17 protein-coding genes and 1 pseudogene are annotated in these 19,394 nt (G+C 34.2%); 7 read left to right on the top strand and 11 right to left on the bottom strand.

The genetic code is table 11. From position 1 onward, the window contains the following. Positions 1 to 28: 28 nt before the first annotated feature. Positions 29 to 753: pseudogene (gene pflA / locus L3049_RS02185) on the top strand (pyruvate formate-lyase-activating protein). Positions 754 to 833: 80 nt separating this feature from the next. After that, the gene (locus L3049_RS02190; protein WP_275108140.1) at positions 834 to 1,682 is read left to right on the top strand and encodes a formate/nitrite transporter family protein; all 849 of its coding nucleotides are present in this window, start codon (positions 834 to 836) and stop codon (positions 1,680 to 1,682) included. Positions 1,683 to 2,418: 736 nt separating this feature from the next. Here L3049_RS02190 and purT read toward each other — a convergent pair. Next, the gene (gene purT / locus L3049_RS02195) at positions 2,419 to 3,588 is read right to left on the bottom strand and encodes a formate-dependent phosphoribosylglycinamide formyltransferase (RefSeq protein WP_275108141.1); all 1,170 of its coding nucleotides are present in this window, start codon (positions 3,586 to 3,588) and stop codon (positions 2,419 to 2,421) included. Positions 3,589 to 3,861: 273 nt separating this feature from the next. Between purT and L3049_RS02200 the strand changes: the two genes are divergently transcribed. Next, complete coding sequence (locus L3049_RS02200) at positions 3,862 to 4,188, top strand: hypothetical protein (protein WP_275108142.1); 327 nt, start codon at positions 3,862 to 3,864, stop codon at positions 4,186 to 4,188. Positions 4,189 to 4,330: 142 nt separating this feature from the next. Here L3049_RS02200 and L3049_RS02205 read toward each other — a convergent pair whose 3' ends face one another. The 8 genes from L3049_RS02205 to L3049_RS02240 form a co-directional block, all read right to left on the bottom strand. Then, positions 4,331 to 4,975, bottom strand: coding sequence for a tetratricopeptide repeat protein (locus L3049_RS02205; protein ID WP_275108143.1), 645 nt, complete (start codon positions 4,973 to 4,975; stop codon positions 4,331 to 4,333). Continuing rightward, positions 4,963 to 6,429, bottom strand: a complete 1,467-nt coding sequence (locus tag L3049_RS02210; protein WP_275108144.1) for a tetratricopeptide repeat protein — start codon at positions 6,427 to 6,429, stop codon at positions 4,963 to 4,965. Before L3049_RS02210 ends, L3049_RS02205 begins: the two co-directional genes overlap by 13 nt. Next, on the bottom strand, positions 6,405 to 8,627 hold the full coding sequence (locus tag L3049_RS02215; RefSeq protein ID WP_275108145.1) for an urea transporter: 2,223 nt from the start codon (positions 8,625 to 8,627) through the stop codon (positions 6,405 to 6,407). Before L3049_RS02215 ends, L3049_RS02210 begins: the two co-directional genes overlap by 25 nt. Then, the gene (locus L3049_RS02220) at positions 8,624 to 9,976 is read right to left on the bottom strand and encodes an alanine racemase (protein ID WP_275108146.1); all 1,353 of its coding nucleotides are present in this window, start codon (positions 9,974 to 9,976) and stop codon (positions 8,624 to 8,626) included. Before L3049_RS02220 ends, L3049_RS02215 begins: the two co-directional genes overlap by 4 nt. 147 nt (positions 9,977 to 10,123) lie before the next feature. After that, the gene (locus tag L3049_RS02225; protein ID WP_275108147.1) at positions 10,124 to 11,170 is read right to left on the bottom strand and encodes an ATP-grasp domain-containing protein; all 1,047 of its coding nucleotides are present in this window, start codon (positions 11,168 to 11,170) and stop codon (positions 10,124 to 10,126) included. 4 nt (positions 11,171 to 11,174) lie between these two features. Next, on the bottom strand, positions 11,175 to 11,423 hold the full coding sequence (locus L3049_RS02230) for a PqqD family protein (protein WP_275108148.1): 249 nt from the start codon (positions 11,421 to 11,423) through the stop codon (positions 11,175 to 11,177). 192 nt (positions 11,424 to 11,615) lie between these two features. After that, complete coding sequence (locus L3049_RS02235) at positions 11,616 to 12,221, bottom strand: helix-turn-helix domain-containing protein (protein WP_275108149.1); 606 nt, start codon at positions 12,219 to 12,221, stop codon at positions 11,616 to 11,618. A 252-nt stretch (positions 12,222 to 12,473) separates the two neighbouring features. Then, the gene (locus L3049_RS02240) at positions 12,474 to 14,072 is read right to left on the bottom strand and encodes a hypothetical protein (RefSeq protein ID WP_275108150.1); all 1,599 of its coding nucleotides are present in this window, start codon (positions 14,070 to 14,072) and stop codon (positions 12,474 to 12,476) included. A gap of 245 nt (positions 14,073 to 14,317) precedes the next feature. On the opposite strand from L3049_RS02240, the gene L3049_RS02245 reads away from it, so the two are divergent. Continuing rightward, positions 14,318 to 15,001, top strand: coding sequence for a LuxR C-terminal-related transcriptional regulator (locus tag L3049_RS02245; RefSeq protein WP_275108151.1), 684 nt, complete (start codon positions 14,318 to 14,320; stop codon positions 14,999 to 15,001). A 115-nt stretch (positions 15,002 to 15,116) separates the two neighbouring features. Here L3049_RS02245 and L3049_RS02250 read toward each other — a convergent pair whose 3' ends face one another. Continuing rightward, complete coding sequence (locus L3049_RS02250; RefSeq protein ID WP_275108152.1) at positions 15,117 to 15,482, bottom strand: group I truncated hemoglobin; 366 nt, start codon at positions 15,480 to 15,482, stop codon at positions 15,117 to 15,119. A 108-nt stretch (positions 15,483 to 15,590) separates the two neighbouring features. Further along, positions 15,591 to 15,836 (bottom strand): hypothetical protein, encoded by a 246-nt coding sequence (locus L3049_RS02255; RefSeq protein ID WP_275108153.1) that lies wholly within the window; start codon positions 15,834 to 15,836, stop codon positions 15,591 to 15,593. A 270-nt stretch (positions 15,837 to 16,106) separates the two neighbouring features. Between L3049_RS02255 and L3049_RS02260 the strand changes: the two genes are divergently transcribed. From L3049_RS02260 to L3049_RS02270, 3 genes are all read left to right on the top strand, one after another. Beyond that, positions 16,107 to 17,339 carry a pepsin/retropepsin-like aspartic protease family protein gene (locus L3049_RS02260; RefSeq protein WP_275108154.1) on the top strand — a complete coding sequence of 411 codons (1,233 nt, stop codon included), beginning with the start codon at positions 16,107 to 16,109 and terminating at the stop codon, positions 17,337 to 17,339. 113 nt (positions 17,340 to 17,452) lie between these two features. Next, positions 17,453 to 18,667, top strand: coding sequence for an MFS transporter (locus tag L3049_RS02265; protein WP_275108155.1), 1,215 nt, complete (start codon positions 17,453 to 17,455; stop codon positions 18,665 to 18,667). Between the two features lie 105 nt (positions 18,668 to 18,772). Beyond that, positions 18,773 to 19,369 (top strand): hypothetical protein, encoded by a 597-nt coding sequence (locus L3049_RS02270; protein ID WP_275108156.1) that lies wholly within the window; start codon positions 18,773 to 18,775, stop codon positions 19,367 to 19,369. The last annotated feature ends 25 nt before the right edge of the window (positions 19,370 to 19,394 follow it).

A 19,394-nucleotide genomic window follows, 5' to 3' on the forward strand; every position in this document is an offset into this window, starting at 1 on the left:
GTTCTTCTCTATCACTAAACAAGCCAAAATGCTAAACGTTCATTCATTCGAATCACTAGGAACCTATGACGGGCCAGGAATTCGACTCGTAGTTTTTTTACAGGGCTGCGCATTTAAGTGTTTATATTGTGCGAACCCTGATACGATTACTTTTAAAGGAGGAACACCAACTCCACTTGAAGAGGTAATGAGAAAAGCACGTAACCAACGCCCTTTCTTTGGCAAAATTGGAGGTGTAACCATCTCTGGTGGTGAACCACTTTGGCAAGCAGCCGAACTAAAAAAGCTTTTCAGGAATTAAAAGATGATGGTTTTAATACGTGTATCGATACCAATGGTAATGTTTTTAATGATGATGTTAAAAATCTTCTTAAGAACACAGATTTAGTTCTTTTGGATATCAAGCATATTAATGCCGATTGGCATAAAACTATTACAGGTAAAACAAACGAAACAACGCTAAAGTTTGCAGAATACCTTCGCGAGAAGAATGTGAATGTGTGGATGCGTTACGTATTGGTTCCTGGTTACTCTGATCAACCTGAATACCTTCACGAAATGGGTAAACATTTTCAGGAATACAGCAATATCGAGAAATTGGAGATTCAGCCCTATCATAAACTAGGTATTCACAAGTATGAACACTTAAACATGGAATACAAGTTGAATGAAGTCCCTGAAAACACACTAGATCAACTTCAGACCGCAAAGGATATCTTCAGCCAATATTTTAAAGAAGTCATAATTAATTAAGAATTACGAATTAATAATTAGGAATTAAGATTTGAATTCAAACTTTTAATTACTAATTATTCATTATTAATTGAACAATCATGTCGTTTCAAGAAACTACAGATGTAATTGAGGTGCAAAAGCATGCACCAATCGTCAAAGTGCAACAAGGTTTTAATTCACCTAAAGAGACAGTTAAGGTTGTTAATCATACAGCGGAAGCAAAACGTGACACAGCATCCAAGAAAGTGTTTGTCTTAGCTATTTTAGCTGGTGGATATATTGCCATGGGTAGCCTTTTGGCTCTTGTTGTAGGCGGTGCAATGCCAGGCTTGGCTGCAACCAATCCTGGTTTGCAAAAATTCTTTTTCGGTGCGGTTTTCCCGTTGGGATTAATATTGTGTGCTCTTGCTGGTGCTGAGCTTTTTACAGGTAATACAGCTTACTTTATTCCGTCGGTCTTATCTAAGCGTATGTCTGTTAAAGTGCCATTGAAAAATTGGACGATTGTATATTTGGGTAACTTTGTGGGTTCGTTAATAGTTGCTTACTTTTTGGTATATCTTACCGAGGCAATTATGCATTCTCCTTCAATGGATTCTGCAATTAATATTGCAGTTGCTAAAACATCAAATCCTTTTTACAAGACCTTTTTAAAGGGAATTGCTTGTAATTGGATGGTGGCATTAGCTATGTGGTTGGCTTATGCAGCTAAAGATACAACAGGTAAAATACTGGGAATTTGGTTTCCGGTAATGGCCTTTGTTGCAATGGGCTTTGAACACTGCGTTGCAAATATGTTCTTTATTCCTGTTGCTATATTTCATGGTGCTGATATCACTTGGATGGATTTTATCGTGAAAAACCTTATTCCTGCCACTTTGGGTAATATTGTGGGGGGAGCTTTATTTGTAGGAACTGCATATTGGTACGCTTACGATAAAAAATAGTTAGCAGTTAGCAGTTAGCAGTTAGCAGTTAGCAGTTAGCACAAAACTAAATTTCTTGGTGCAGAGCACCGAGATATTTGTAGAAAATTAAATGGATTTTTAAGCTTAGGTACAGCGTACCCTTACCTTAATTTCATATATAAAGAGGATGTTCATAATATGGACATCCTCTTTTTCGTTTATGGATTTTGTAGTCTTAATTTTAAAAGCGGAGTTTCTTCTAAAATATTTGTATTCGTCTTTAAGCCAGACAGGCTGTTCTTTTATCATTACCATAAAAGAACCAAAAGGACTAAGCCACAACTCTTAGCTACCCATCACAGCTCAAAGTCTAAACAGAATAATATTCATTCGTACCTCATTCATGGGATTCTGTTATTAACACCTTTTTCACCTATGGGTGCCCAGCTTCGAGTTGAATGCCGGTTGGTATAAAATTCTAGCTTTCTAATTGTTAAATTCACATCAAAAGTAAACTCAATACTTCTCTAATTCGGAATCTGCCGATTGTGCGCGATGCGGGGCATTCAGTTGCTATAGAAAGCCAAACAGCTTCCGAGAGGCTTGATTCTTTTGCTTACTTTTTCATCGAAGTACCGAACGAAGTGAGATCATGAATGCCCGTTAAAATTATGAATGAATCAAAAAGTAAGAGCCAGTCCGGCTATAGAACAAATAAAACAAAAAGGATGTCCGATCACTCAAACATCCTTTCCCATATCTATTTAGTAAAATTCTACTTATTCTTAACCGTAACAAGCGCAGCCATTTCTTTGGCTTGATCAACGCAAGTGAAAACATTTGTACCAACCGTATTGTAGGCTAATGTTACACCCATTCTTCGGTGCTCGCGACTTGTTGGTTTTCCAAAGAAACGCAAATCTGATTTTGGATAAATTGCAGCTTTCTCCACTCCCTCAAAATAGGGGTTATTACCTTCTTTATCGGCTAAAATAACAGCACTTGCTCCTACTCTTTCCAAGGTAATTTCAGAAATTGGCAAACCCAATACGGCACGACAATGCAATTCGAATTCACTAAAATTCTGCGTTCCTGCTAAAGTAACCATTCCTGTATCGTGAGGACGTGGAGATAATTCAGAGAAGACAACACCATCTTCGCAAATAAAGAACTCTACTCCCCAAAGTCCTGATCCCGTTAAAGAGGAAGTGACCTTGGCTGCCATATCTTGTGCAACTTTTACATCAGCATCAGAAACCACTGCTGGCTGCCAACTTTGTTGGTAATCACCACGTTCCTGAACATGACCAATTGGTGGACAAAACAGTGTTGAACCATCCTTTTGAGTAACGGTTAGTAAGGTAATTTCTGAAGTAAACTTCACAAAAGCTTCTACAATAACATCACCAGAATCGCCACGACCTTTCGATCCTGCAATTTCCCATGCTTTTGCAATATCATCATGGCATTTAATTACCGATTGACCTTTTCCGGATGAAGACATTAATGGTTTAACTACACATGGCATTCCAACCTCTTCAACAATTGGGTACATCTCTTCTAAAGAGCTTGCATACAAATATTTTGCCGTACGTATTCCTAAATCTTTAGCTGCTAAATCGCGAATGGCTCTTCTATCCATTGTAAAATTTGCTGCCTTAGCACTTGGAACAACCTGAATTCCTTGCTTCTCATAATCGTAAAATCGTTCGGTACGAATGGCTTCGATTTCTGGCACAATTAAATCTGGCTGATGCTTGGCAACAACTAAATCTAAAGCGTCACCATTTAGCATGTCAATTACCTCAAAGGCATCTGCTACTTGCATTGCTGGAGCTCCCGCGTAACTATCTACGGCTACTACATTTTGACCTAAACGCTGAGCAGCAATAACAAACTCTTTTCCTAGCTCCCCCGAGCCCAATAGTAAAATCTTTTTTACCATAAAAAATTTCTTTCGATTTATAAAATGGTTTATTTAAAATAGTGTTTGGTTGTTCGGCTGCAAAAATACATTCAATTTTTCTAAAAACTTATTGAATACAATGGTTTTTCGATATTTTGAATCAATATTATCTTTTGCATCAATGTTAAGTTTTATTAAAATAATTACTACATTCGATTAATAAAACTAAACAGTATTACTATTAAAACTTCAAAAACAAACAATACAAAACGACTGGTTTTTTGAAGTGATCTCTATTTAAATAAGACTTATATGAGTAAAGAACACAAAATCCTTACTGAGTTTTTCACATTTCTTGCCACCAAACAAGATCATTTACAACTTCAAGCTCAAGACGCTGAAAAAAATATTCAGGATTATTTCAATCATCGAATAGAACTGGCTGAGATTGCTAAAGAAGAGAAAAGACAAAAGCAGTTAAAAAAGTTAGAGCTAATTGTAAAAAAAAGAGAAGAACAACAAAAACGAGCTAAAATACCCATGCAACAAACCAAACAGGTAAAAATAGCCAGTGATAAACGTCCAAAAGCAAAAACAATAAGGGAGATGCAAGCCTTGATTGATCGCATTAGAAATTAAGCTTCACTAAATTGATATTTTTTGAATGACAATCTAAAAATAGCCGTAAGCTTTAAAAAAGTTGCGGTTATATTTTTTTTGTAAATAACTCAAACAATATAAAACCAAAAACTTGGATCGCTAGATCATATTGAAAGCATTCTTATTTACCATTGGTTTTCAACAACTTTAGGCCTTCCATAGCAGATAAATCATGAGGAAAATACCAAAGACTCTTCTCAAAAAGGACTAAGGCTTCGCGACTTTTTCCCATATGATAGTTAGTCCAAGCCAGCATAATCAGTGCATCATATTTAAACGGATATAAATCAACCACTTTTTTAAAATGAAAATGTGCCATTTCATAAGACTCCTGCCCATAATAAATTAGTCCTAAACGATAATTTGCTACAGTTTGATTGGGAGAGATCTCTAGAATTTCCTTATAAAGATTTACCACCTCAGTCCATTTCCCCATAGCAGCTTTAGGCAGAACCAATCCGAATTTTGCCTCCTCTGCATAAGGTTTTAAATTTATCGCACGTTGATAGTGTGCAATAGCTTCGGTAAATACTCCTGCTTGATAATTAAGCCATCCCAGACGCAAGTTTATTTCATACGAATCTTCATCATAAACTTCTTTCAATTGCTCAAGTGCATGAGAAAAATCACCTTCTTTTTCATACTTATAGCTCTCATCGAACGCAGTTCTAACAGTCTCAAAATTCTGACCTGATAAACTACTAAATTCAAGAATTAGCATGATTAGACTGAACAATACGTATTTAATAATCCTTAGAATTTCCATTTTACACCTCCAGTTATCGATTGTACATTAACATGCTGACTGTTTAATATATCAGATATCACATAAGTGTTTTTTTCTTTTTGATGTTGATATAATAGAAATAAGCTCAATTTTCCTTTAAATACATATTGATAACAACTTATATCAATTTTAGTTTTTACATGATTGACCCCATTAAATACCGAATAGCCTTCATTCTCTACTTGCATATACATATCTCCAAAGCTATATCCCACTTGCCCCCATGTATTTTTTGCTATTCGAAACCCTAATCCACCTTTCCAATACTGCCGATTCAACCAACCTGTTTCTAATTTTTCTTCCATTTGATTCGTGAAACCACCCATTAGATAAAGATTTAGATTTCCTTTAGGATAGTAACGAACAGACAGCTCCTGTTGCCATCGAGTTAAATGATTTGCCTCAAAATACAATAGTCCAAGGCTCACTTTCCAATTGGATATATCCTGATGAAGTCCTAAAATCCCAATATAACTATTTTGAGTATTCACATAAGGCTCAATTTCAACAGTAGATGCAGGAACACTATCTTCGCCGTCACCACTTCCTTCATCGCCATTTCCACCTTCACCGCTTTCACCATCACCATTTCCTCCATTACCATTGCCATTACCATTACCATTACCTCCATTACCATTTCCAGCGATACTGGCTCCTTTCAATTTTGATATTTTCATTGCTGATTCAATTATTGTTTCTGCAGAAAGAGGATAGCCTTTCAGCTTAGTTCTTAGCCAATGTCCTCCAAAAATCAATTCTGTTCCGCACCCTAATCGAAAAGAGCTTTTCAAATAATATTGATTTTGGCTTATTTTCTCATTAAAAGAAATACCTTCCAACACACTTGAATTCTTCAAATCTACCCAGCTGTAGGCATGAAATAATGATACTCGACTCCCCAATTGATGATTCAGCCCTAAACTATAATGGTGAAAATAATTGCGAACTGTTTGCTCTTGAATCTGATCAGAATCGACCGTATAATCATCAATAAATTCATATTTCGTTTCAGTATAAATTCCAGAAATAAGTTTCGTTTTACCAATGCTGTATTTTTTCTTAACAGATTGAGGCAAATCATTTTGCATACGTATTGCATCTATATTTCTACCCCCTAAGATATAGGAAAAGTACAAATACTCTTTCAGGCTAACATCCTCAGGATTCTGTTGAGAAAGCTTTTGAAAAAAAACAGCCGATTTCCGATATTTCTTCAGTTCATAATAGGCAATCCCCATTCGTAAACGCAAATAATAAAAATCAATACCTTGCTCAATATATTTTTCACCTAGCAATATGAGTTGTTGCCATTGCTGTTTTTGATAAAGCTCATAGGTCTCCTTGTGCACTTGATTAACACTCATCATTTCCTGAGCATAAACATGTGTACTAATCAAAATACTCAATATCAATATGCCTGCATATTTCCACATTTTATTTCTAATGTTTCTCCATTTTTATGAATCCTAATTTGAATAGAAGCCGAGTTTTCTAGAACAATTTCACTTTTAAAATGTTCCTTCTTAGTAAGATAATTACAAATTACTTTAGATGTAAGCTCAATTTTATCGGTAGTAATTCCATTGACCTTATTCAAATAATTTAATTGATACTCCGACTTTAAATAAATGTAAAATGGAGCTATAAAATCCTGTATGAAAAGTTTTCCAACTCCATAAACTAGGTTAGGGGGAACTTCTTCCCTCACATTTAAATTCGGATAATAGCCGAGGTAAACTTTATAACAAGAGAGATACAAATAATACAAAAGAGAACGTTTATTACCTAGATAATTATGGAACTGTAAAACGTTGCCTTCTATACTAAAGTAGGCTCGTGAATTGGTGAAGCTACAGTATAGATATGTATTCGCTAGAATATCTGACTTCACTTCAAAATGCCATTTTTTTTGGTGTAAAACCATTTTAAGATTGTCTCCTGATATCACATCAAAGCAAAATTTCTGCCCTGTTTGAAAACTCAATGCTTGATTTAAAAGAGGATGAGCTTCTCCCCTTAACAATTTAGCAGACTTTAGGGGACGAGAGTAAGATTTAAGTTCAACTTGCTTCTTTACACGCTCCATATAATGCGGCAAAGCGACATCGAAGGTAGCTGAACCAATATATGGTGTGGTTTGAAATTGAAAATGAATGTGCGGAAAGGGTGATCTGCCCGAATTACCACAAGCTCCCAACACATCTCCCTTTTTTACAAAATCTCCCTTTTTCACCTTAATACTCGCTTCCCGGAAATGGCTAAGCTGAGAATAGAGCCCATTTTGATGGTGAATGACCAAACTATTTCCCCAATTCTGATCTAAATTGACTTTGCCAATCTCGTTATCTGGTACACCATCTAAAACATTTACAATTTGACCTTCCGCTGGACATAGAATTGTTTTATTGTAACAGTAGTAGTCATCAACAATATCACCTTGATTCGTAAATTGTTTATTTTGTTCATCAACAATTGCAAAATCCCAAGCATGACGCCATTCATCCTTATGCGTATATTCTCCATCATAAGCTTGAGTAACTGTCCATTCGCCAATAAATGGCAATTGAAAATCTGACAGCATAATGGAAGATTTTCGAAGGAAATTATTTTTAGAGAAATACAAATTCTTTTCGGGAGAATTATGCTGTACACTTACCTCTTGCAATTTTTCACTGGGCTTGTATCTTAATTTTAAGATGTACAAAAATATTAGGGTAACTACATTAAATGGAAGTGCATAAATGGAAAGCCGATAAGGTGCGAACCAATGCATGCTACTAAGCGTAACTAATACAACTATTGGTAAAAGAAGTACAATCCATAAATAAGAATACAAAGAAGGGATAAGGTAAAATCCTCCAAGAGCTATTGAAGTTAGTATAAAGTTAAAGCCGATATAAGTATAACTCAATTCATTGATGTTCGCGCCAATCAAACCATAAAAAAAATAGGCAACATAAAAGCCAAATATCGCCAAAGTAAAAGCGATTCTGGAATAGATAAGTAAGCCAAACAGAATAAGTAAACCTGCCAACCAATTACTTTGAAAGAAAATAGCACCAAGTGATTTTAGAAAAACAGAAACCGAATAGAAGAGTTCAAAATTTTGAATCCGATGATAGAGATTTACAAGCAACTGACCTCCCATATCATAAAATTCATTGGCTTCATAAATACCTCTTTCACTAATCCCCAAAGTTGTTAAATCACTACTAGCCATCATGATCATCCAAAGGCCTAAGAGAAACGGAACACTTAAAAAAGGCAAAGCATATTTTGTAAAAACTCCCTGCAGAAATAAGCTTATAAAGAGTGTCAATACAGAAGATAAAATAACAAGCAAAGCAATTTCTATACTAGGTTGAAAATATAAGCCGATCCCTAAACCAACCAATAGACTATTAAAGCCGTAGGTCCCATCTTTGATATAATAAGACGAGAACCCCATTGCAAAAGCAATAACATTTGCGGCCACTAATGAAATAAGTCCAGATAGACCTGCCCAAACATCAAAAAAACTGACCAATAGCAATAGAAAAGCAAAGGTTTTGTTTCTTGAAAAAAACACCTGAGCATAACTGTTTAGGATGGCCTCTCCTAAAAATAGTATGTTCTTTTTTAATGCTTTCATTGTGATTTAAGATGTTCTGGAATATTTTCCATAGCATTGAACTGTTCGTAGGTTTCTTTCTTACGAATAAGATGTATTTTTCTATCCTCATCAATAAGCAAAACTGGAGGTCTTAATTTTATAAATTGCATCCACTGAGTCATATTATAGGCCCCGATTCTAGGAATCACAACAGTATCGCCTCTTTGAAGAAGAGGAAACTGAACAGCTTCTCGTATTACATCAATATTCATACAAAGCGGCCCGTAGATAGTCGTATTTTCTGTTTGTTCCGATTTCTGACGTGTTGGTAACACATCATGTTCGTACCAAAAAGATGTAAATAGCATATTCACTCCAATATCAATAACGGTTGCTCGGCGTCCATCTACTAAGCGTTTATTGGCTAAAACACTTCCTAACAAAAAACCGGCATCGTCAACCAAAGCCCTGCCCGATTCTAGAATTAAAAGAGGCAGATTTTCTGGAGGCAATTCACTAGCTAGCAAAGCAGAAGTTATCGCTTCAGCATAATCATCGAAAGATGGGCAAGTATCAGTACCGGGAAGATAAGCCCCTTTAAGGGTGTTTTTTGATGCAAAACCTCCTCCTAAATCAATATATTTCACGTGAGAATTAAACTTTCGAAACAAGCGAGTAGACAAATCAGCCAATTTTTCAGCTGCAATAGCATAAGCTTTTACGGCTGTTATATAAGTTCCCATATGAGTATGTAAGCCCAATAACTCCATATGTTCATGCAACATGATACGATTCATAGCATGCCATGCCTCACCATTCTCAAGATTAAATCCAAAACGATCCCATCGAGGATAAATACCCGCATCTAAATTTATTCGAATCGCTACATTTGCTTTTTTATTGAGTTTTTGAGCCAACTCTCCAAGGAAGTAAAATTCATCTAAACTATCCAAATGAATCATAGCTCCATCTTGAATGGCCCTTTCCAAATCCTCTTTTGATTTTTCTGGACCGTTAAATATGATCTGATCACCTGAAATGCCATTTTCAATAGCCTTAGTGTATTCAAAGCCAGACACGACTTCGGCCCATGCTCCTTCTGAATGAAACACTTTACATACCGCATTTAAATAGTTGGTTTTATAAGACCATGCGAACTGCACTCTCGGATAACGAGAAGCAAATGCCTTTTGAGCCTGTCGATAGGTTTTACGAATACAGGGCTCCGAAATCACGTATAAAGGAGAACCAAACTGTTCCATAATATCTGCTATGGCAACCTCTTCAATATGGCTGATGACAGGAACTCGGGTACTCATCCCAAATTTATCGGGCATCCCTGCATTAACTTTATTAATTATAGGCCGTTCGTAATCTAATTTTTTCATCTTATTCTGATTTTAAATTATGCCCATAGAGTAGTTGCCTATTGTTAGGCTTCTTTGTGCAACAAGTACTGTTAAGAGCTAGTTTCTACTTATTCAAATTTCAGTTTCTCATATCTATTCGAACTTGATATTGGAATTAAAATAACATCACATTTCTCCTTTAACAGATAGGCTTCCAAACTGAGAAATATCTCCAATTAAATCGTATGAGTATCGAATAAACATTTTCCCTACTTCATAACTCGAAAATGGTGGAGGACTCATTCCTAAAGCAAGTTTTACTAGAGCTTCCGGTAAATTTTGTCCTGCTGCAACAGCCAAGTAAACCCAAGCAGGAATTCTAGGATTAATTTCAATTAAATAATACTCATTATTAACTGTTTTTATTAATTCCAATTCCATTCCTCCTTGCCATTTGGTATTTCGAATCAGATCTCGAGTTAATGCCAACATTTTATCGTTCTGAATGGTTATGCCTCCCCAAGCTTTTCCCTTATCAGTAATATATTGTTTACGCATTGGAACCGCGCCTATTGTATTGCCCAAACCATCACCAAGCGCAATCACATTTACCTCGGTGCCACGAATAAACTCTTGAATAATTACTGGCATACCCCACTTTGCTGAAATTCGGTTAAAATAACTGTTTACCTGCTCTGTTGAATAAGCCAAATAAGCATCGTAAAATTTACCTTTTACAAGTAGTGGAAATTCAAAAAAATCCTTAAGCTTTTCAATATCACATCTATTCGTAATCACTTTACTAAAAGGAACTTTAACACCATATTTTTCACCATATTGATTAAGATTTGCCTTTTGCCGCTCCTCAAACTGATCTATCGTAGGTAAGAAAGTTTTGATTCCAATTTTCTCAAGTCTTTCCTTAGATTGGATGAAGGTGAATAACTCTGCATCAAAATTAGGGATGATAACATCAAGTCTTTCTTTTGAATGAATGAATTCAATTCGATTTAGTAAGGTATCTATTCCTGATGATGGATAAGGAATTTGATAAGTTTTGTCAACCATTTCAGGCATATAAATGCCTGGTTCTAGGTTTTCGTAGGCCAAACCAATAACTCGCACATCAAAATCTTTACTTTCTCTGAGTCCACGAATAACGGGTATTCCAGGTCCTGGATTGTCCGTATTATTTAACCCAGTTACAGCGATATGATACTTTGGTTTTTTCATTTTGTCACTTTTTACTTTCAAGCAATTCGTGATGTTGTAATATTTCAAGAAAATCATCCATATTTTTCTCAAGAGTTACCAAATCCACTTCATATTTATCCAAGATTAACTGCTTGATATCTGCAACCTCATTCCCCTCCTTCAAATGATTCATAATTTCTTTTGCAATAGGATTTAGGAGAAAGGAGTCTCCTGTTTCCGGATTAAATAAAAATCCATTTTCACTAATCGCTATGTTTTTTTTTAACTTCATAACTTTGAGATTAAAAAATAATTTGATTTGAATTTCATTATGCTTTTTTCAAAAAAACAATGCCGTAAGAGCTATTCTTAGTTTCGATAATTCACAATAAAAAGTTAAAACAAATGCGATTAGATTTCGTTACAAAATTTTGTAAAAAAGTTATGATATTCTATTTTGGAATTGGAAGAATTTAACCTGATTCTAATACAAGGCGTTTAGGGATTTTTTATTTTTTACCCCACATTTTTTATATTCCGATACCGAAATGCCTGTCATTTTATGAAACTGGTTTGAAAGATATTGAACGCTACTATAATCCATTATAAAAGCGATTTCGCTGAGTGTTAACTCATCCTGATCAACCAATTCTTTTATTCGTTCAACTTTATTAAGAATAATAAATCGCTCAAGAGTAATGTCTTCGTATTTGGAGAAAATTTTGGATAATTGTTGATAGCTGAGTCCTAATTTGTCAACTAGGTATTCTGACTTTTGTACAATGGAGTCTACATTATTCATTTGATGAATCAATTCGATTACAGCAATTTTAATTTGCTCAACAATTTGTCGTTCATGGCCAATTATAATTTCCATTCCAATCTCTTGAAGAATGCTATTTACTTTTTCTAAGCCTAGTTGATCTGGATTGTAAGTTATGGTGGCCATACCCAATTTAACCTGATCGATACGAATACCATTCTCCTCAAAAACAGCACATAATACTCGCACACAACAATTACAAACCATATTTTTAATGTAGATGGTTTCGGTTTGCAAATTATCATTTTTAGGTAGTAATTTGTTCATGCTTAGAAATGATATGATTGTTATATTAAATTTAAGGAAATTATTCTATATCATAAATTGATTAAACCAATTCACTATTTAAGCCAAAGTATGATGTTATTAGGGAGTAATAAGAATTTGAAAGTTTAGCGTAGTGATAGGTAAAAAATAATTCTGGAAATTATATCACTATTTCAAATCTGCGTATGGTACATTAAATATAAGAGTGCCTGAATGGCACTCTCATATTTCCTAAGTTAAATTTATATATTACTAATTTCTTCCGCCTCTACGTCCTCCACCAGAACCGCCATCATCACCATCTGAAACAGAATCATCATCGCCATGTCCATCTGGCTTGTTTCCATGAGATTCTTCGTCTGGCACGTAATTAAATGGTGCATTACCGCCTCGATCAATAAAATGACCGATACCCCAAGTAGGAGTTCCTATTTCCCAAACCAAAAACTCTTCATTGTTATGAACAACTTCTAGAGCTTGCACATAATCATCAGCCTGACAGGCAAATCCAAGTGCACCAGTAGTTGGCTGCTCTTCTTTTTGTGTATATCTATAGGTTGCTATAGCATCAACTGTCAATGGAGCATTTCCCATTAAAATATCATCCAATAATAAATCTTCAGCAAGAGTTTCGTTATGAGAACCGATTAAATTTCCATCTTCATCGTAGTCTCCTACAATCGTAACGTAATCTAAAAGAGTTTCTTTAAATTTCCTTCTATCATAAGAAAAACTAGAAAAATCAACATAGTATCTATAGCGAGAATACTGATGCTTATCCGTTTTATCCATCATTCGAATTTCCTGTTCGATTGTTGGTAAAAAACAATTAACAGTAGTTGCTGGTTTATCTATTCCATTCCCAATCACTTCGGGAACTCCCATAAATAAATTCACAAAAACAATTTCATCGATTATTAGTGTATTTGTTTTATCTGATCCTGCAGAAATACAGGCAGCTGCTACATTCATAATCAACTGAACTGGGTCAGATACTTCAGAATAGGATTTTGCCCCACCTACCCAATCATGATCAACTCTAAATTGCATATCATAGCCACCATAACCATTATCGATTTCGATTAAAAATTTTAATCCGTTCTCATCTACTCCTCCATTAAATCCGTTCAGCAATAATTCTTTGTATATGGCAAGATTTTCAAGAGGAGAATCAATTGGTTTATCTTCTCCATCAAGGTCTAATGCTGCATCAGTACGCAACATCATGATCCTTCCGCAAAAATCTCGAGTAACATTGGCGACGGTTCCATCTCCAAAATTTTTAATGACTTCGGATAAACGTTTTGAAATAACCGAAGATGGTGACCGAATGATGTTTAAACGACCCATTTCGATAGGTGTTACATGCTCTGCTACTGTTGGCATAATCTCACCTTCAGCATCGTAAAGAGCAATTACATTAGCTTCGCCTTCAACATATCCATCATCATTTAGTACGACTGTGACCTCTTCTGTAAGAGGATTCTCCTCAGATTCATAAATAACATATCCTTCTGCATCTCGAGCCAAAGCGTCAAAAGTAAAAGGCTCATCAAGTTTTGGATTCACCACATCAATAATTCCAATAACAGGTACATCCTTATATTCTACATGATAATTTAATTCATAAGTAATTGGAACACCAGAATTATCACGTTCCATCACCCATAAATCTCCATACAAATCAGCTTGATCTACTTCTGTCTTTTTACCCCCTTTTTTTAAAGATAGGTTTTGTTGTTCTTGTTCTTGATTTCTTTCAGGTTCCATAAACTCATCTTCGCAAGAAGAGAAAAAAGCCAAACCAATAATTAGAAAAAACACACAAGGTGCGAATAGTTTTTTTTTCATGACATACGGTTTTAAAGTGAACAAAAATTGTTTAATAAGTAAAATACTTTGAAGTAATAAGTTAAGCAAAGAACAAAAAGTGATCAATCCTCATTTCGTGTATTTTACTCCGCCCATTTCGCTCACTCCCTGTCAACAAAACGATTAGCTAATCAATCAAAAAGAGATGTTGCTTTAAAAAAAATCAATAAAAATAATATACCCTTTAATAAAAACTCCGTAACTTAAGTAAACAATAAAGAATTATGCTACAAGTTAAGCACATAAGTATATTAATATCCTATGACCAATGTATGGTAGCCGAAGGTTTTAAGGCAGTACTTTCGGGGCATGAAGAATTGCATGTAGCGTCGATAAAGAAAAATGGAGAATCCCTTACTGAATCAATCCTAGCGAATGAAATAGATTTACTTATTATGGAAATTGAAGACATCTCTCGGGATAGCATTCAGATCATCAATAAGATTCACACAGAATTTCCTCAAATAAAAATATTAGTTATTTCTAGCACTCCCCCTCATGAATTATTAAAACCACTTATTACTATTATTAATGGGTATCTAATACGATCTTGCTCTTCAGATAAATTATTTTTAGCTATCCATGAAATTTTCGAATCTGGGAAATACATCTGCTCAAAATTAATTTCAATACTTTTTAAGGATGATGAAAAAGATAATTTCAACATTCAATTAACTGCAAGAGAAAAGGAAATATTATTCTTGCAATTTACATTAAAAGACAATTGTGAAATTTCTAAAAGATTACATATTAGTACGACTACAGTTCGAACGCACCTCAAAAACATTAGATACAAATTTGGCGATTTTAACCAAATTCAGATGTTAAGATATGCTTGTAATAAGAATTTGCACAAAAAGCAATGTCTTCCTCTTTGTCCTAATTGTCGTTTTTTTTGCAAACAATAACTGACTCATATCTTCTATAGCTTAAACTTGAATGCAATTGCATTTACTTTACGAGTGCAAAAAAGCCGCTATCCCATAATTAGGATGCGGCTAGTCTATTTCATAAAAAAAAGATTTACACAGCAACAATATCTTCTCTCATACTGTACAAAACAAATAAAACTTCTTCTTTCTCTCGCTGATCAATATGATTCATATCCAAAGCCTTCATCATATCAGATATTACAGCCAAGAACTCCGTATCGCTAATGTTTAAGCCTTTGTGTGTAGCGAGCATATCCATACCTTTGTATACACTTGGACCGCCCGTACCAGCAATAAAAAAAGTAGCTGCACCATTTTTCAATGTTGGCATATCCATCTTTGCATTTTCAAATCTCGTTGCAATTGCTGGATTTATTAGATGCAAATCTACAACGTCATTAGCAATCTTTGTTATTCCCTCTGTTCCACCTAATCGTTCATAAAGTGATCCTTCCATCTCTCGTCCTCCTGTTTTTAGTGAATAGACAAGAAGTTAAGGATTTGACAAAGCAAAGTCAATAAGCATATCTTATTTAGACCGTAAGGCACAACACAAATGCATCTCCTACTTGTTAACCGCATTTCGCCAACTAATATCGCAGGCTTCATTTAAGATCGTATACACATCGTACTCATTAAATTGATTCCGGTTTTGCAACTGATCACGAAAATTATCAGCATACATGTTCATATAGGAAAAATCGCCTCCCGAAGCCAAAAGGTTCTGTGCATAAGGCGTAAATAATTTCACAAGCTCTTCTCTTACTTCTTCTTTGCTACTCTGCTTGTTTATTGCTGATAAATCAATCATACGATAATGTTTTTTCTATTTGAATAATGCGGCTCGAATTTAATGAAATTATATGAATGAGCGACTGCCAAAGGGCTAATCAGGATCTACAACAACAAGTAAAATTAACTTTAATCTAATTCTTACAGGTTATTTAAATACTTTCTTAATTTACCTGAATTATTATTTCATAATTAAATAATATGTAAATTCACCTAGCTTTCTTACCTAATACGTTTATAGATCAATAGTAGATGTAACAGGCTTATTTATTCATCAAACAAAACCAAAATGAGTTTAAAAAAAGCAATAAAGATAATATTATTTGGGTTTTTAATCAGCTCAATTACAGCAGGTATATATTTCATTTATAATGTCTCTCAACAATTTAATAAACTTGAACAAGGGACAGCTTATTTGTTCAACAAGACCGATACGATTCCTTTCACCTACTCCACATCTGGTCATATTCTAATAGATGTAAAAATAAGCAATAGCGATCAATCCTATCCTTTCATGTTGGATTGTGGGGCGGCTAATTTCATTTTTAAAGGTCGATTTAGTGAAGATTTTTTTCATAATAATGGCTTCGGAATTGGGATAGGATCAAAGGGAAACTTTTTTACCTCCAAAATAAAAAGTATTGATTCTTTAAAAATTGGGACAACCAAATTTCATGATTTAAATGCAAAAGAAATCGAATTTAACCACGATTGCTCTCAAGAAATATACGGATTGATAGGAACAGGTATTATGCATCATTTCGAATGGAATATTGATTTTGAAAAAAAAATAATTGTACTCTCTAAAAATATCGATGATTTTAATATTGATGAAAGTGCAATAAAAATACCATTAAGCATTAATTCCCGCAGTCATCATTTAAGAACATCCATTTTATTCGGAAAAAATAAAAAAGCACATGAAGTATTGGTTGATATTGGAAACAGTGGAACTCTGCTTATGAAGGAGGATCTGATAATTAAGGATTCTTTAAACGCAAAATCTATTATTATAGCAGGTGAAATTTCAAGTGGACTTGGGAAAGCCGATGTTAAAAATCAAATTGAAAAAATCTATTTGATAGATAGTATGCTTTTCAATAACACTGATTATAAAATCTCATCTATACCAATTCAAACAAGTACTAATGCATTAAGTTTGCTAGGTCTAGGTTTCTTTGAGCAATACAAAACTACATTAAGTTGGAAAACAAAAACATTGTATTTACAGCCTTACAAAACCGAACAGAATTTTATTTGGGAGACTTTTGGAATTAAAATTGAATATGATGACGATTTAGAAAAAGTAAGGATTAGTAATGTTATTGAAGAGTCCGCTGCATTTTACGCTGAAATTCCAATTAATACTGAGGTGATATCAATTAATAATATTTCGCTAGATAATGAAAAATCACTTTGCGATTTCAAATCACAAAAACATGGAAAATACATGAATTTAGTTCTTTTAATTAATGGCATTGAGCAAGAATATCAATTGGAAAAGGAACCTGTGTTTGAATAGGACATTACAACCAGAAAAAGGTTACCTACATAGGTCTTGATAGGTAAGTGACAGTTGTCGGAAGTCGAAAAAATAAGTAAGACAGCTTGTGCAAATAATTAAACTTATAGAATATGTCATTAAAGAAGAGTGTTTTCGTTTTACTCATTTTAAGCATTATCCCCATATTAATGGGCTATGATTCTCAGTTATCTACTCATTATGAGCATTTATTAGCAAATCAGCAGCATCCTAGCTACTATGTTGACATTTTTAACTTTTGTTTTAGCCTGCCTGCTTCGATAGGCTTACTCGTTGGTGCTTTTGCTGTTGACAAATGGAATGTAAGGAAGTTCGTAACGATCATTCTTGCACTACTTTCCGCATCGAGCTTACTCCTACAATTTCTTGATTCTTATGGTTTTCTTCTATCTCAAAGGTTTGTCTTAGGCTTTTCATCGGGTTTCTTGCTAATTAGCTGTAAGGTGTTTATTACAGATATTGCCGATCCAAAACACAGGGGGAAATTCTTATTCTTTTTCTTGGGCGCATCAACGATTGGATTTGTTTCTTTTCAAATTTTCAACTCTTATTTTTATGAAATATTGGCCGATTTCTCTTATGCCAGTCTTCAAATTCCATTTATTATTCTTCCTTTATTCTTATTTTTTATAATTCGATATTTACCCAATAATTCGAGTGTGCCTAAAAATAACTTGTATTCTCTTAAATACTTATTTAAGCCAAAACAGAGGGTCTTGATCTTGATAATGGTACTTGTTGCCACACTAACTACATTCGCTAATTGGAATCTTTATTTTTACGTTTCTAGTCAGATTATTTTTGAGCAACAAAATGATTTACTAGGTTTGCTTCCAACTTTCACAGGAATTGCAGGAACAATTTTCGGTTTCATCTTTATCGACATTTTTGGTAGAAGAGGGCTTCTAAAATTTGGAATAATTGCTCTAATTATTTGTTCTGCAACTAATCTTGTTGTTTCGCTAATTACAGCTGAACCCTTACTTATTTTTGGCTTTCTTTATTTATATTCTTTTTTATTCTCCTTTACAATTCTCTCTACCGGTTTTATAATCATCCTAGAATATTTACCATCTCAGATTAGAGGTCGCGGGATGCTTTTGTTTTCGATCATTTGGTGGGTACCCGATACGATTAACAATATTTTAAACAAGACGCTAATATTAGATTCAAATTACAATGTGGCAATATCCTCCTTAATAATACTAACAACACTCACAATAAGTCTGGTAATAACACGGAGGCATTTGATTGAGACAAAAGGATTATCATTAGAAGCAATTAAAAACAGAATTAATATTGAATAAATAAACGCGGTATTTCAAAAGCTTACTTAAAACGAAATTAAGAAAGAACATACCAATAATAGGCATTTGAAATTGATTAGAATATTAATCTAAAACCCCAAGAACATGAAAAAATCATTATTAATTATCCTAGGTATTTTTCTACTTGCTATCCTATCGAATACCGAACCGTTAAAAAACATAGTGAGTCCGTATATACACACAATAGCCAATTTAACTGCTGCTGGTGGTTTGGTTGCCTTATTTTTTCAGTTTAAACGCGAGAGAGATTTAAACGAAGCCGATTTTATCTTACGGATTAATAATGATTTCATGATGAATGAATCGATGTCTAGAATATATAAGCTTTTAGAAGAATCAAAAGTTGAAGGACAAAAGGAGAATCCTTTTTCTCAAGATGATATCATCGACATGGCTAATTATCTTACCTATTTTGATCCATTTTATTCTTTAATAGAAAGGAAAATTGTCAAAATTGAAAGTATTGATCCTGTTTTAGCATATCGTTTTTATCTGGCAGTCAACAATAAATATATGCAGCAAATGCTAATCTGTTCGAAGGACAAAGAAATCGCATGGGAATCGATTTACAAGTTGTATTCTTATTGGGGTAAATACAGAGAAAATTTAGGAAGAGAAATTTGGCAAAGCAATCATTCCTTATCAAAAAACGACTGCTACAACAAAATTGTAAGAAGTTAACTGAATGCTTCTGCTGGAACTTACT

Origin of the sequence: Labilibaculum sp. DW002 (assembly GCF_029029525.1) — a bacterium.
Lineage (GTDB): Bacteria > Bacteroidota > Bacteroidia > Bacteroidales > Marinifilaceae > Paralabilibaculum > Paralabilibaculum antarcticum.